A 12497-nucleotide genomic window follows, 5' to 3' on the forward strand; every position below is an offset into this window, starting at 1 on the left:
GAACCCTATTCTGACTCGAGCGATCAGTCTCGCAGACGCTGGTCGCAGACTGAAATTGCGTCAGTCCGCCCCGCCGGTCCATGGCCGGCGGGGTTTGACGACCGGGACAGGACGATACCGGGGCGGCCGATTGCCGGACTGTTGCGATTCCCGATACAGCCCGTTGTCCGATCGCACGATTGAATCTGCGACGTCATCCCCGACATCTCCCGCATCGTCCACCCCCGAGTCCCCAGGCCAGTCTCCAGGCCCAAACCGAGGTTCGCCATGGTCACCAGTGCCGGACTGCATCACATCACCGCCGCGGCCACCAGCGCGCGCGGCAATGTCCGCTTCTACACCCGAGAACTCGGCCTGCGCCTGGTCAAGCGCACGGTCAATTTCGACGACCCCGGCACCTGGCACCTGTATTACGGCGACGAGATCGGCAGCCCCGGCACCGCGCTGACCTTCTTTCCGTGGGAAGGCATCCCCCGCGGCCGCCATGGCTCTGGCCAGGCCGAGGAGATCGGCTTCGCGGTCCCGAGATCTTCGATTGCCTGGTGGTCCGAGCGGCTTTCCGCCCGCAACATCGCCCACGACCAGCCCGTCAGGCGGTTCGACGAGACGGTGATCGCCTTCAAGGATGCCGACGGCATGCTGCTCGAACTGGTCGGCACCGACTGGGCCGGCGACATTCGCGGCTGGGACAATGGCGACATCCCCGCCGAGCACGCGATCCGCGGTTTCTCGGGCGTGTCGCTGTGGCTCACCGACACTGCGCGCACGGCGGAGGTGCTGACGCGCGCGCTCGGCTACCGGTCGGCGGGCAAGGACAATGGCCGCCAACGGTTTGTCGCGGGCGACGGCAGGCTCGGCGGCGCCATCGACCTGAGGAAGGTGGACGGGCCGGCAGGCGGCTTCGCTGGCGGCATCATCCATCACATCGCCTTCCGCGCCGCCGACGATGGCGAGCAGGCTGCGATGGTGAGGGCGCTGCGCGAACTGCGGATCGGCGCCACCGAACAGAAGGACCGCAACTACTTCCGCTCCGTCTATTTCCGCGAACCGGGCGGCGTCCTGTTCGAGATCGCCACCGACATACCCGGCTTCACCATCGACGAACCGGTCGAATCCCTTGGCACCGAGCTGCGGCTGCCGGACTGGCTCGAGCCGCACCGCCAGCAGATTGCGGCGGCCTTGCCGCCGCTCGCGTAGGCGCCGGCCTCGGCGACGCCTTCACCACGCCGTCGGCTGCCGCAAAGCCGGTCCCGGATCGGGAGGGCAAGACGGCAGACCGAAGGCGAACCGCGCATCCAGCCCGGCCTTCGGCCGTCTGGGAGAAGGCAGAGATTGAAGCAGATGCGGCGTTCGGCGCCGACAGGAGAATGACATGCCCGTTTCCAGCGACTTCGGCTTCCGCCACGCGTTCGAATCCGGCGGCGCGCCTGCCCTGCTCCTCTTGCACGGAACGGGCGGCGACGAGACCGATCTCGTCCCGCTCGCCCGGCATGTCGCGCCAGGATCGGCGATCCTGTCGCCGCGCGGCAATGTCAGCGAGAACGGCTTGCCGCGCTTCTTCCGCCGTTTCGCCGAGGGCGTGTTCGATCTCGAGGATGTCGCCCGGCGTGCCGACGAACTGGCCGCCTTCATCGCAGATGCGACGGCCGCCTACGACCTGTCGAAGCCAGTTGCAATCGGTTTCTCTAACGGCGCCAACATCGCCGCTGCGATGATGCTGCGTCATCCGCAGGCGCTGGCGGGAGCGGCGCTGATCCGCGCGCAGCCCACCCTCACCCCCGGCACCCTGCCCGATCTCGGCGGAGTCCCGGTCCTGATGCTTGCGGGTGAGCGGGATCCGATCGTATCGGCCTATGACTGCAGCGGGCTGGCGGCAACGCTGGAGGCCGCGGGAGCCGAGGTGCGTCTCGAAACGCTCCCGGCCGGCCACAGCCTCACCCAGCTCGATGTCGACATTCTGAAGGACTGGCTTGCACGCCTCACCCTGGTGTAGGGAGAAGCCTTCCCGACAACCGGACCATTCCGACATGCCCCGCCAGACGCCGACCGTCGGCATCGTAAGCCTCGGCTGCCCCAAGGCCCTCGTCGATTCCGAGCGCATCCTGACCAAGCTGCGCTCCGAAGGCTACAGGATCTCGCCGGACTACGCCGGTGCCGACGTTGTGATCGTCAATACCTGCGGCTTCCTCGATTCCGCCAAGCAGGAGTCGCTCGAGGCGATCGGCGAGGCGATGTCCGAGAACGGACGCGTCATCGTGACGGGCTGCATGGGCGTCGAGGAAGCCCGCATCCGCGACGCCTTTCCCGATGTCCTCTCGGTCACCGGCCCGCACCAGTACGAGGCGGTGGTCAGCGCCGTCCACGCGGCGGTCCCGCCGGTGCACGATCCCTTCGTCGATCTGGTGCCGCCGGAGGGATTGCGGCTGACGCCGCGACACTACGCCTATCTGAAGATATCTGAGGGCTGCAACAACCGCTGCTCGTTCTGCATCATCCCCAGCCTGCGCGGCGACCTCGTCTCGCGACCGATCAACCGGGTGCTGCTGGAGGCCGAGAAGCTTGTAAAGGCCGGCGTGAAGGAACTGCTCGTCATCAGCCAGGACACGTCCGCCTATGGCCTCGACCTCAAGTATGCCGAGAGCGACTTCCGCGGCCGGCCTGTCCGGACCCGCTTCTTCGAGCTGGCCAAGGAACTCGGCGAACTCGGTGTCTGGGTCCGCCTGCACTACGTCTATCCCTATCCGCATGTCGACGAGGTCATCCCGCTGATGGCCGACGGCAAGGTGCTTCCCTATCTCGACATCCCGTTCCAGCACGCCAGTCCGCCCGTCCTGAAGGCGATGCGCCGCCCCGCCCATGCGGAAAGGACGCTGGAGCGCATCCGCCGCTGGCGCGACATCTGTCCCGACCTTGCCATCCGCTCGACCTTCATCGTCGGCTTCCCCGGCGAGACGGAGGACGATTTCGAGACTCTGCTCGACTTCATCGAGGAGGCCGGGATCGACCGCGTCGGTTGCTTCCGCTACGAGCCCGTGGAGGGTGCGAAGGCCAATGATCTGCCCGGTTCGGTTCCCGATGAGGTCAAGGAAGAGCGCTGGGCGGCGCTGATGGAGGCAGCTCAGGAGGTCAGCGCCGCACGGCTCCAGGCGAAGATCGGCCGCGAGATCGACGTCATCATCGACCGCGTCGACGGCGACGGCGCCACGGGCCGCTCGGTCTGGGACGCACCCGAGATCGACGGCGGCGTGTTCATCCCCCACGAGGACGACCTCGCCCCTGGCGACATCGTGCGCGCCCGGGTCGTCAAGGCGAGCGAATACGATCTCGAAGCCGATCTTGTTTGAGGGCTGGAGCTGTTCGCAAAAGCCGAGGATGGGCTCTGCGTCAGGACGCGCAACCAAGCAGGGAGTCGGAGGGGCTCATCGAACCCGCGGCACGATTCGCCGCTCTACCCGTCGACGCTCTCACGCAGCGGGCGCTCTTCCAGCCCGAGCAGCAGGGCGAGCGAGATCATCAGGCTCGTCGCCACCGCCAGCAAGACGCAGCGGAACGCGACATCGAAATCCGCGGCATCGCGGGCGGCCTCGGCGACGAGAAGTTCGATCGACGCTCCGGCGATGTTCGGCAGCCCGACCGCAGCGAGGAAGATGGCTCCGACCGCCGTGACCAGCAGCGCGCTGCCGAGCGCCCTGGTGAAGTTCAGGAGTGACGTCGCGGTGCCGACGGCGCCCGGATGGACTGCGTTCTGCACCGATACGGTGACCACCGGCAGATGCGTGCCGATGCCGACACCGAGCAGCCCGAGCAGGATCTCGATCTCCAGAGCGCTGGCGTTCCCGGAACGCACGGCGATCGCAGTTGCGGCGAGAACGGCCAGCGACAGCCCGAACATCGGCGCGCGCTTGTAATGGATGACCTTCGACATCAACCGTCCGGACGCAGTTGCCCCGACCACCACGCCTGCCATCAGCGGGATCAGTCCGAGGCCCGACCGGGCAGCGTCGAAGCCCAGATGCAGTTCGAAATAGAGCGGCATGTAGACGGTCGTCGCGATCATCGCTCCCATGCCGAAGAACGTCACGGCGGTTGCGGACCGCACCACACGGTTGGCCAGAACGTCGAGAGGGATGAACGGTTCGTCCGCCGCGCGCAGCCGCACCGCCAGCAACGCCGCCATGACCGCCGCCAGCGCCAGCAGGCCGAGGATCTGTGGCGAGACCCAGGAATAGGTCGTGCCGCCCCAGGTGAGCGCCAGCATCAGCGACAGCGTAGCCGTCATCATCAGCACCGCGCCGAGAATGTCGAGGCTGTGCGATCGGTGCCGGACCGGCAGCAGCCGCAGGACCCGCGACGTCATCGCGTAGGCGAGTGCCGACAGCGGCACGTTGATCCAGAAGATGAAGGACCAGTGCAGGTGCTCCGACAGGAAGCCTCCGAGCACCGGTCCGGCGACGCTGGCCAGCGCGAACACCCCGCCGATGTAGCCCTGGTAGCGCCCCCGCTCACGCGGGGACACGACGTCGGCGATGATGGTCTGGGCGAGCGAGATCAGCGCCCCGCCGCCGAGCCCCTGGATTGCGCGGGAAAAGATCAGCACGCCCATCGTCGGCGCCAGAGCACAGGCGATCGAGCCGGCGGTGAACAGGCCAATCGCCACCAGCACCATCGGCCGGCGGCCATGGATGTCGCTGAGCTTGCCGTAGAGTGGCGTCACCGCGATGGCGGCGAGGAAGTAGGCCGTCACGACCCAGGACAGGTTCTGCAGGGCGCCGAGATCGCGGCCGATGCTGGGCAGCGCGGTGACCACGATGGTCTGGTCGAGCGCGCCGAGGAAGATGGTCAGGATCGCGCCGACGACGACCATGCGCACCTGCGCGATGGCGAGGCGCGGCGTGCCGGTTGCGATGCCGGGTGTGATGGTCATGCGGCTGTCCGGAATTGTCTGGCGCCTGCAGCCTGAAGGTCCGCACCGCACCCTATCAGCGGCGCCCGCATTCGGGGAAGCTGCCGGAACGCAGGGCTGCACCCCGCTGCCGGAATATCGCGCGCCCCCTCCGATCCGCGGGGTGACGGGCCGCGACGCGCGACATATGGTGCGGCCCGATCGGACCGAGTTGAGGAGCAGAGAGATGGAGCAGCTGTCCGCCAACCGTGCCTTTGGCGGCATCCAGACGGTACATCGGCACAAATCGGCTGCCTGCGGCTGCCCGATGACCTTCGCGGTCTACCTGCCGCCGCAGGTGGCCGACGGCCCCTGCCCCGTCCTCTGGTATCTCTCGGGGCTGACCTGCACCCACGCCAATGTCATGGAGAAGGGGGAGTACCGCCGCGCCGCCGCCGAGCATGGCATCATCGTCGTCTGCCCGGACACCTCGCCGCGCGGCGCGGCGATCCCCGACGACGCGGCCTACGATCTCGGCCAGGGCGCAGGCTTCTATGTCGATGCGACGCAAGCCCCCTGGGCCGGCCACTTCAACATGTACAGCTATGTGGTGGACGAACTGCCCGCCCTGATCTGCCGGCATTTCCCCGCCGACATGGACCGGCAGGCGATCTTCGGCCACTCTATGGGCGGTCATGGCGCGCTCACGGTCGCATTGCGCAATCCTGATCGCTTCCGCTCGGTATCGGCGTTCGCGCCGATCACCAACCCGATCGCCGTTCCCTGGGGCCGCAAGGCGCTCACCGCCTATCTCGGGCCGGACGAAGCCGCCCAGCGCCGTCACGACGCAACCGCGCTGATCGAGGACGGAGCGCGGGTCAGGGAGATTCTGGTGGATCAGGGCGACGCCGACCCGTTCCTCACCGAGCAGCTCGATCCGACGGCTTTCGTGCGCGCCTGCCAGAACGGCGGCATCGCCCTGACGCTGAACCTGCGTCCGGGCTACGACCATTCCTACTATTTCATCTCGACCTTCATGGCCGATCACATCGCCTGGCACGCGGAGCGGCTGCGGGGTTGAGGGCGGACGCAATCTGCATCGACGCAAGGTCACGAACCTTGCCCGCCTGTTCGCTCGCCACACCCAGCCGCCGGAGTGTCGCCGAAAGCCGGGATCGGCAAGAACCCGACCGCGCCGCCGTGGCCTTCCGGTCCCGGATCGGCGTCGGCGCCCTCCCGGATGACCGACAACGATCGGGACAGGAAGCGGGCGGATACCCAGTCCGCCGGCATGGGGATAGCCCCCCTACAATGGAATGTTGTCGTGCTTCTTCCAGGGATTCTCGAGGTTCTTGTTGCGCAGCATCTCGAGCGCGCGGGCGATCCTGCGCCGCGTCGAGTGCGGCATGATCACCTCGTCGATGTAGCCGCGCTCGGCGGCGACGAACGGATTGGCAAAGCGGTCGGTATACTCCTGGATGCGCTTGCCGATCTTCTCCGGATCGTCGAGTTCCGAGCGATAGAGGATCTCTGCGGCCCCCTTCGGCCCCATCACCGCGATCTCGGCGGCCGGCCAGGCATAGTTGACGTCGCCGCGCAGATGCTTCGATGACATGACGACATAGGCGCCGCCATATCCCTTGCGGGTGATAACCGTCACCTTCGGCACCGTCGCCTCGGCGTACGCGAACAGGAGCTTGGCGCCATGCTTGATGAGCCCACCATATTCCTGCGCCGTGCCCGGCAGGAAACCCGGCACATCCACGAAGGTGACGAGCGGAATGTTGAAACAGTCGCAGAAGCGCACGAACCGCGCCGCCTTGCGGCTCGCGTCGGAGTCCAGGACGCCGGCCAGCACCATGGGCTGATTGGCCACGAAGCCGACCGTGCGGCCGCCGATCCGTCCGAAGCCGGTGACGATGTTCTTCGCGAAAGCTGCCTGGATCTCGAAGAAGTCCCCCTCGTCGGCGACCTTCAGGATAAGTTCCTTCATGTCGTAGGGCTTGTTCGGATTGTCCGGGATCAGCGTGTCGAGCGACGTCTCAATGCGGTTCGGGTCGTCGAACGCGTCGATCTGCGGGACGCCGGCGAGGTTGTTGGCCGGCAGGAAATCCATCAGCCGCCGCATCTGGATCAGCGCCTCGACATCGTTGTCATAGGCGCCGTCAGCGATGGAGGATTTCGTCGTGTGGATCGAGGCGCCGCCGAGCTGCTCGGCGGTCACGGTTTCGTTGGTGACGGTCTTCACCACGTCCGGTCCGGTCACGAACATGTAGCTCGTGTCGCGCACCATGAAGATGAAGTCGGTCATCGCCGGCGAATAGACGTCGCCGCCCGCGCACGGCCCCATGATCACCGAGATCTGGGGAATGACGCCGGATGCCAGCACATTGCGCTGGAACACCTCGCCATACCCGCCGAGCGCCGCCACGCCCTCCTGGATGCGGGCGCCGCCGGCGTCGAACAGGCCGATGATCGGGGCGCGGTTCTTCAGCGCCATGTCCTGGATCTTGGTGATCTTCTGGGCGTGCGTCTCGCTGAGCGAGCCGCCGAATACCGTGAAGTCCTTGGCGAACACGAACACGGTCCGGCCGTTGATCGTGCCCCAGCCGGTGACCACGCCGTCGCCGGGAATCTTGGTTTCGGCCATGCCGAAATCGGTGGCGCGGTGCTCGACGAACATGTCGAACTCCTCGAACGAATTCTCGTCGAGAAGAAGCGACAGGCGCTCGCGTGCGGTCAGCTTGCCGCGCTGGTGCTGCGCCTCGATGCGCTTCAGCCCGCCGCCGACCCGCGCCACCGCGCGTCGAGCCTCGAGTTGTTCGAGTATTGCCTTCATGTCATCAACCCGTCACCAGGATCCTGCCTTGGCCCGGTCCATATCATGCGCGACCGCCGACCGGGAGTCGCGCCATTCAGACCGGCTTGCCCCCTGCACCAGCCGCCATCGCGACGAGCACCGCCGCGTCGAACTCCCGGCGATTCATCTCACGCCGCCTGCGTGCCTCGGCATCCTCGCCCCAATGGCTGATCTGCCAGTCCTCGTCCACATGCGCGGCTGTCCAGCCCTGATCCGGCGTCAGCCGGCCACGCGTGACAGCCAGCGCGATGACCAGCGACCCGGTCAGCGTCGTCAGCACGTGCAGCGCAGCAAGGCCAAGTGGATCGAACGCCAGCAGCAGGTCGGCAGCGCGTGCCAGCGAGGCGGGGGGCTGTGCCACATGCATCACTCCCTCGGCGAGAACGAAACCCAGCCCGAGTTCGTCGCGTGCCCAGGCGCAGAGCGGGTCCCAGTGGCGCCGCTGCAACTCGACCAGCCCCTCCGGATCGCCGGCCCGATAGCAGATCAGGTCGGTTTCGGCGAACCGCGCGATATCCGCCCGGACCGCGTCGGCCCGATCCGCCACGCCGTCCAGCGCGGTGTTGACGATCCGTGTCACCGGCATCGCCGCCGGATCTATGGTCTCGCCCTGCGCGCGCCACTCCGCGGCGATCGCTTCGGCAAGAGCCGGGATTGCCACGGTCAGAGGCCGTCGTCCGGGCGTGCGCAGGGGCCGGCCATCGAGCAGAACGGCGATGCCATCCGCCCGCTGCTCGGTGGCGACAACGGTATAGAAGCGCTTCGGCAGCGCCGGTCGCGACAGCGCCTGAGCCTTCGAGATCGGGTTATCGTTGCTCACGATGGTCTTCCGTCAGGTCCGATCGCATCGGCCGACACACGCGGCGGCCGGTTCACGAGATAAATGCCGAAAGTCACCAGCGCGAGTCCGGCCACCAGGCGCCAGCCGATCGCCTCGCCGAGCAGCAGGCCGCCGAACAGGACGCCGAACACCGGGGTCAGGAAGGTGAACGCCGTCAGCCGGTTGGCCGGATAGACCTGGATCATCCAGAACCATATCAGGAAGGTGACGGTCGCAACCACCACCACCTGGAACGCAAAGGCGCCGATCACCACCGCCGAGACGTCGCGCAGGATCGGCCCGAACAGCGGCGCGATCGCCAGCAGGACGACGGCCGAGACACCCAGCTGATAGAGCAGCACCTTCTCCGCGGAGATCCGCCGCAGCGACGTCGTCTTGATGAGGATCGTCACCGCCCCCCACAGGACGGCTGCGAGAATCGAGAGGAAATCGCCGAAATAGGCGTTTGGCCCAGGCAGGCTGAGCTTGTCGGAGAACACCGCCAGCACACCGAGAAAGGCGAGGAAGAGGCCACCGAGACTGACCGGTGTGATGCGCTCGCCGGGCACCAGAAAATGCGCGCCGATCGCGACCACGAAGGGCATCGTGTAGACGAAGACCACGCTGCGGGAGGCGCTGGTGTAGTCGAGTCCCAGCGCGATCAGCGCGAACTCGACGCCGAACAACGTTCCGGCGACGATCCCCGGCACCAGGCTGCCATCGCGCTCGAACAGCCGCACCTTGCGCATCGCGCACCATGCCAGGATCGCCGCACCGGCAAGCGCAGACCGCAACCCGGTATGGAAGACAGGCTGCAGGCCGAGATTGACGAACTTCGTCAGGGCGTAGTTCAGCCCCCAGGTCAGGCACAAGAGCAACAGCACGGAAGTCGCGAGGATATCCAGCCTGTCGCGTGATGCGATTGCCGCTGTATGGGTCACGTCGTCTCCGCAGAACTCGGCCCCGCGGACCCGGTGACCGCGTTCGGCATCGATGCCTCCGCCTGTGCCATGCGGAGGGCCGCCTTGGCAATCCTGCTGACCATGCATCGGTTGGCGTCGATGCGGCGGATCAGGTCGTCCAGCGCCGCGACGGCGATCGTTCCGGCCGCAGTCGCCTCGAGCTTCAGCTTCAGACCGATGACCGCGACGATCCACGCTGTCGTCGTCGTGCCCACATTGCTGCCGAAGACGATCCATACGGCCTCCATCAACGTCAGCAGCCCTGCGTTGACGAAGCCAATGGTGGCAACGGCGACGGCGGTGGAGGATTGCACGAGCGCCGTCATCCCGAGGCCGGCCGCCAACCCACGCAGCCTGGTACGCGTCCACACGGCCAGAATGTCGCGCAACCGGCTGCCGGCGGAGGCCCGGAGGCCGTCAGTGATCAGCTTCATGCCCAGCAGGAACAGGGCTGGAACAGGCCAATGCCGCCGATCGGCTCAGCGATCTGTCCGGCACGACCCATTCTACTTCTCTTCCGGCGCCCCGGCCGCCTCGAATCCGAGCGCCGCGAAGCTGCGTGCCATGTGATCCGGCAGGGGCGCCGTGACATCTACCGGGCGGCCCGTGACCGGATGCGGGAACACGATCCTTCTGGCATGCAGATGCAGCTTGTCGGCCACGCTGTCGGGAAGGTCTCGGTCGGTTGGATACTTCTCATCACCAACAATCGGATGACCGAGGATCGCCATGTGCGCCCTGAGCTGGTGCTGGCGGCCGGTCACCGGCTTGAGCGACATCCAGGCGAATTTCTGCGCAGCCCGGTCGATGACGGAGTAGTAGGTGACGGCCGTCTGCGCCGCATCCTGTTCGCCCGGCCGTGCTGCCCGGACTCGGTCACCAGCCGGCCCGGTCGCCTTCACCAGCGCGGCCTCGACCTTGCCCTGCGGCGGCTTCGGCACACCATGAACGATCGCCCAGTAGATCTTGCGTACCGAACGGGTCTGGAACATCCGCCCCATTCTCGCCGCCACCCCCCGCCGCTTGGCGACCACGAGCACGCCGGAGGTGTCGCGGTCGAGCCGATGCACCAGACGCGGCCGGCTGTCGGCATCCTCGCCGAGGCCCGCGAGCAGACCGTCGATGTGCCGGGTCGTCCTGGTGCCGCCCTGAACCGCCAGACCGGACGGCTTGTTGAGGACCATCAGGTCATCGTCCTCGTAAAGCACGAGCGAGGCGAGCCATGCCTGATCGGCGGCGGAGATGCGCGGCCGGGGCTTCGACGTCTGGGCGTCTGCCGCCGGCAGCGGCGGGACGCGCACCGTCTGCCCGGTCGCCAGCCTGTCGTTCGCCTTGGCCCGCGCGCCGTCAACACGCACCTGACCCGTCCGCAGCAGCTTCTGCAGGTAACCCTGTGTGACGTGCGGAAAGTGCTGGCGGAACCAGCGGTCGAGGCGCATGCCGTCCTCGCCGGTCGCCACCTGAAGCTGACGGACGCCAGTCATGCCGGACGCCTGTGGCCGTAGCGGATCACGCGGACATTCTCGACAGTGATCAGGCAGCTCTGGGTCATCTGCGTCACCTTCTCGATGAAGGACTCGATCTTGGTGGCCACGTCGACGATCTCGATGATGACCGGCAGATCCTCGGACAGCCGCAGGATCTTCGCGGTATGGAGACGGCTCGATCGACCGAACCCCATCGGCCCGCGCAGCACGGTCGCGCCCGCCAGTCCGTGCTCGCGGGCTTTCAGGACGATCGCCTCATAGAGCGGATGGCCGTCTGCCCGGTCATCCTCGCCGATATAGATCTTGAGAAGGACCGATTGTTCCGACAGCTCCATCAAACCCTCCAAACCTGCCGGTCAGCGGTTGACCCAGGCGGCGATTGCGTGACCGAGCCAGACGGCGCCCAACGACAGCACTATGGTCATGCCCAGATAGAGGGCCGCTCCCGCCGCGTCGCCGGCGAGAATAAGCAGCAACGTGTCGAGGCTCGCCAGCGAAAAGGTGGTGAAGCCACCGCAGATCCCCGACATCACGAACTGCCGCACGGTCGGCGAGACCAACAGACGACCGTCGGGTCCGGACAGCGTCGCGAACAGACCGATGACGAACGAGCCGACGATGTTGACGGCGAGCGTTCCCCCAACGACCCCGAAGACCGAGCCTCCCCCGAAGAGGAGGGTCACGACGTATCGTGCGAGGGCTCCGATCGCAGCGCCGCAGCCCACTGCCAGATACATCGCCACCGCCAATCCGTCCTCACCCCAACAGCCAGGTGGCTGCGACGTTGCCGACGATAATGGCCACGACGCACCCCCCGGCCGACAGGACGACGTTGAGCACCGCCTTCAGGGACTCTCCCGCACGGGCAAGCGCCAGCGTCTGCAGACTGAACGACGACACGGTCGTGAAGCTGCCGACGACGCCGATCAGCACCAGCTCCCTGAACCAGTTTGCGTCGAAGGTACCGCCACGATCGGAGGCCAGCGCGGTGAGGGTGCCCATGGTGGTGCATCCGGTCAGGTTCACTACCAAGGTGCCCCAGGGAAACCGCTCGCCGACGACCCGTCCCACCAGGCCAGACACGCCGAACCGCAGCATTCCTCCGACGAATCCGCCGGTGACGATCAGCAACAGATGGACCGGATCGAACACGAGCCGCCTTTCCGTTACGGGGCGATCGGCAGGCCGCGTGCGCGGCAGCGCTGGCGCACCCCCCGGCCATCGCAGGCACCGTGATACCTCACGGCAGGCGTCGCGATGCGGGGGCTGCCGACAAGGTCGTCCACGGCAGCCGTCGGCGGATTGACAGGCACGTGCAACATCGGGCTGGTCTCCCAAGATCGGACGGGTGTCGGTTGGCTTGGACCCTCCAGACGGAACCGTCAAGCCGCTGCCGCAGCGGCTCCGGTAGCAGCGCCGTTAACCCTTGCATCCCCGAGCAGTGGCGGAGAACTCCGTCAGGGGTTAATTGTCTCTTACCATGATC

General features: G+C 66.9%; 13 protein-coding genes. 4 read left to right on the forward strand and 9 right to left on the reverse strand.

What is annotated here, in order from left to right; genetic code table 11:
* Positions 1–267 precede the first annotated feature (267 nt).
* The 3 genes from EDC22_RS05155 (at position 268) to rimO (ending at position 3344) form a co-directional block, all read left to right on the forward strand.
* On the forward strand, positions 268–1197 hold the full coding sequence (locus EDC22_RS05155) for a ring-cleaving dioxygenase (RefSeq protein WP_132805531.1): 930 nt from the start codon (positions 268–270) through the stop codon (positions 1195–1197).
* 175 nt (positions 1198–1372) lie between these two features.
* Positions 1373–1993: an alpha/beta hydrolase gene (locus tag EDC22_RS05160; protein WP_132805532.1), complete on the forward strand. Its 621-nt coding sequence runs from the start codon at positions 1373–1375 to the stop codon at positions 1991–1993.
* A 34-nt stretch (positions 1994–2027) separates the two neighbouring features.
* The gene (gene rimO / locus EDC22_RS05165) at positions 2028–3344 is read left to right on the forward strand and encodes a 30S ribosomal protein S12 methylthiotransferase RimO (RefSeq protein WP_132805533.1); all 1317 of its coding nucleotides are present in this window, start codon (positions 2028–2030) and stop codon (positions 3342–3344) included.
* A gap of 104 nt (positions 3345–3448) precedes the next feature.
* On the opposite strand, the gene EDC22_RS05170 is transcribed toward rimO, so the two are convergent.
* Positions 3449–4924 (reverse strand): MDR family MFS transporter, encoded by a 1476-nt coding sequence (locus tag EDC22_RS05170; RefSeq protein ID WP_132805534.1) that lies wholly within the window; start codon positions 4922–4924, stop codon positions 3449–3451.
* 205 nt (positions 4925–5129) lie between these two features.
* Here EDC22_RS05170 and fghA point away from each other — a divergent pair, with 205 nt between their 5' ends.
* Positions 5130–5963, forward strand: coding sequence for an S-formylglutathione hydrolase (gene fghA / locus EDC22_RS05175; RefSeq protein ID WP_132805535.1), 834 nt, complete (start codon positions 5130–5132; stop codon positions 5961–5963).
* Between the two features lie 225 nt (positions 5964–6188).
* Here fghA and EDC22_RS05180 read toward each other — a convergent pair whose 3' ends face one another.
* The 8 genes from EDC22_RS05180 to EDC22_RS05215 form a co-directional block, all read right to left on the reverse strand.
* Entirely contained in the window at positions 6189–7721 is a 1533-nt protein-coding gene (locus EDC22_RS05180) for an acyl-CoA carboxylase subunit beta (protein WP_132805536.1), read from the reverse strand.
* A 76-nt stretch (positions 7722–7797) separates the two neighbouring features.
* On the reverse strand, positions 7798–8562 hold the full coding sequence (locus tag EDC22_RS05185) for an ATP12 family chaperone protein (RefSeq protein WP_245499634.1): 765 nt from the start codon (positions 8560–8562) through the stop codon (positions 7798–7800).
* Positions 8559–9503: a DMT family transporter gene (locus EDC22_RS05190; protein WP_245499635.1), complete on the reverse strand. Its 945-nt coding sequence runs from the start codon at positions 9501–9503 to the stop codon at positions 8559–8561. The genes EDC22_RS05185 and EDC22_RS05190 overlap by 4 nt, the downstream gene beginning before the upstream one ends.
* Positions 9500–9973, reverse strand: coding sequence for a Na/Pi symporter (locus EDC22_RS05195; RefSeq protein WP_342635139.1), 474 nt, complete (start codon positions 9971–9973; stop codon positions 9500–9502). Before EDC22_RS05195 ends, EDC22_RS05190 begins: the two co-directional genes overlap by 4 nt.
* Positions 9974–10030: 57 nt before the next feature.
* The gene (locus EDC22_RS05200) at positions 10031–11008 is read right to left on the reverse strand and encodes an RluA family pseudouridine synthase (RefSeq protein WP_132805540.1); all 978 of its coding nucleotides are present in this window, start codon (positions 11006–11008) and stop codon (positions 10031–10033) included.
* Positions 11005–11346, reverse strand: a complete 342-nt coding sequence (locus tag EDC22_RS05205) for a DUF190 domain-containing protein (RefSeq protein ID WP_132805541.1) — start codon at positions 11344–11346, stop codon at positions 11005–11007. The genes EDC22_RS05200 and EDC22_RS05205 overlap by 4 nt, the downstream gene beginning before the upstream one ends.
* 21 nt (positions 11347–11367) lie before the next feature.
* Entirely contained in the window at positions 11368–11748 is a 381-nt protein-coding gene (locus EDC22_RS05210) for a CrcB family protein (RefSeq protein WP_132805611.1), read from the reverse strand.
* 19 nt (positions 11749–11767) lie between these two features.
* Entirely contained in the window at positions 11768–12163 is a 396-nt protein-coding gene (locus tag EDC22_RS05215; RefSeq protein WP_245499636.1) for a CrcB family protein, read from the reverse strand.
* Between the last annotated feature and the right edge of the window lie 334 nt (positions 12164–12497).

The organism is Tepidamorphus gemmatus (genome assembly GCF_004346195.1).
GTDB lineage: Bacteria > Pseudomonadota > Alphaproteobacteria > Rhizobiales > Tepidamorphaceae > Tepidamorphus > Tepidamorphus gemmatus.

Excerpts from the sequence above, each read along its gene's own strand:
- EDC22_RS05155 (WP_132805531.1), top strand. The coding sequence starts at position 268 with ATGGTCACCAGTGCCGGACTGCATCACATCACCGCCGCGGCCACCAGC.
- EDC22_RS05160 (WP_132805532.1), top strand. The coding sequence starts at position 1,373 with ATGCCCGTTTCCAGCGACTTCGGCTTCCGCCACGCGTTCGAATCCGGC.
- rimO (WP_132805533.1), top strand. The coding sequence starts at position 2,028 with ATGCCCCGCCAGACGCCGACCGTCGGCATCGTAAGCCTCGGCTGCCCC.
- EDC22_RS05170 (WP_132805534.1), bottom strand. The coding sequence starts at position 4,924 with ATGACCATCACACCCGGCATCGCAACCGGCACGCCGCGCCTCGCCATC.
- fghA (WP_132805535.1), top strand. The coding sequence starts at position 5,130 with ATGGAGCAGCTGTCCGCCAACCGTGCCTTTGGCGGCATCCAGACGGTA.
- EDC22_RS05180 (WP_132805536.1), bottom strand. The coding sequence starts at position 7,721 with ATGAAGGCAATACTCGAACAACTCGAGGCTCGACGCGCGGTGGCGCGG.
- EDC22_RS05200 (WP_132805540.1), bottom strand. The coding sequence starts at position 11,008 with ATGACTGGCGTCCGTCAGCTTCAGGTGGCGACCGGCGAGGACGGCATG.
- EDC22_RS05205 (WP_132805541.1), bottom strand. The coding sequence starts at position 11,346 with ATGGAGCTGTCGGAACAATCGGTCCTTCTCAAGATCTATATCGGCGAG.
- EDC22_RS05210 (WP_132805611.1), bottom strand. The coding sequence starts at position 11,748 with ATGTATCTGGCAGTGGGCTGCGGCGCTGCGATCGGAGCCCTCGCACGA.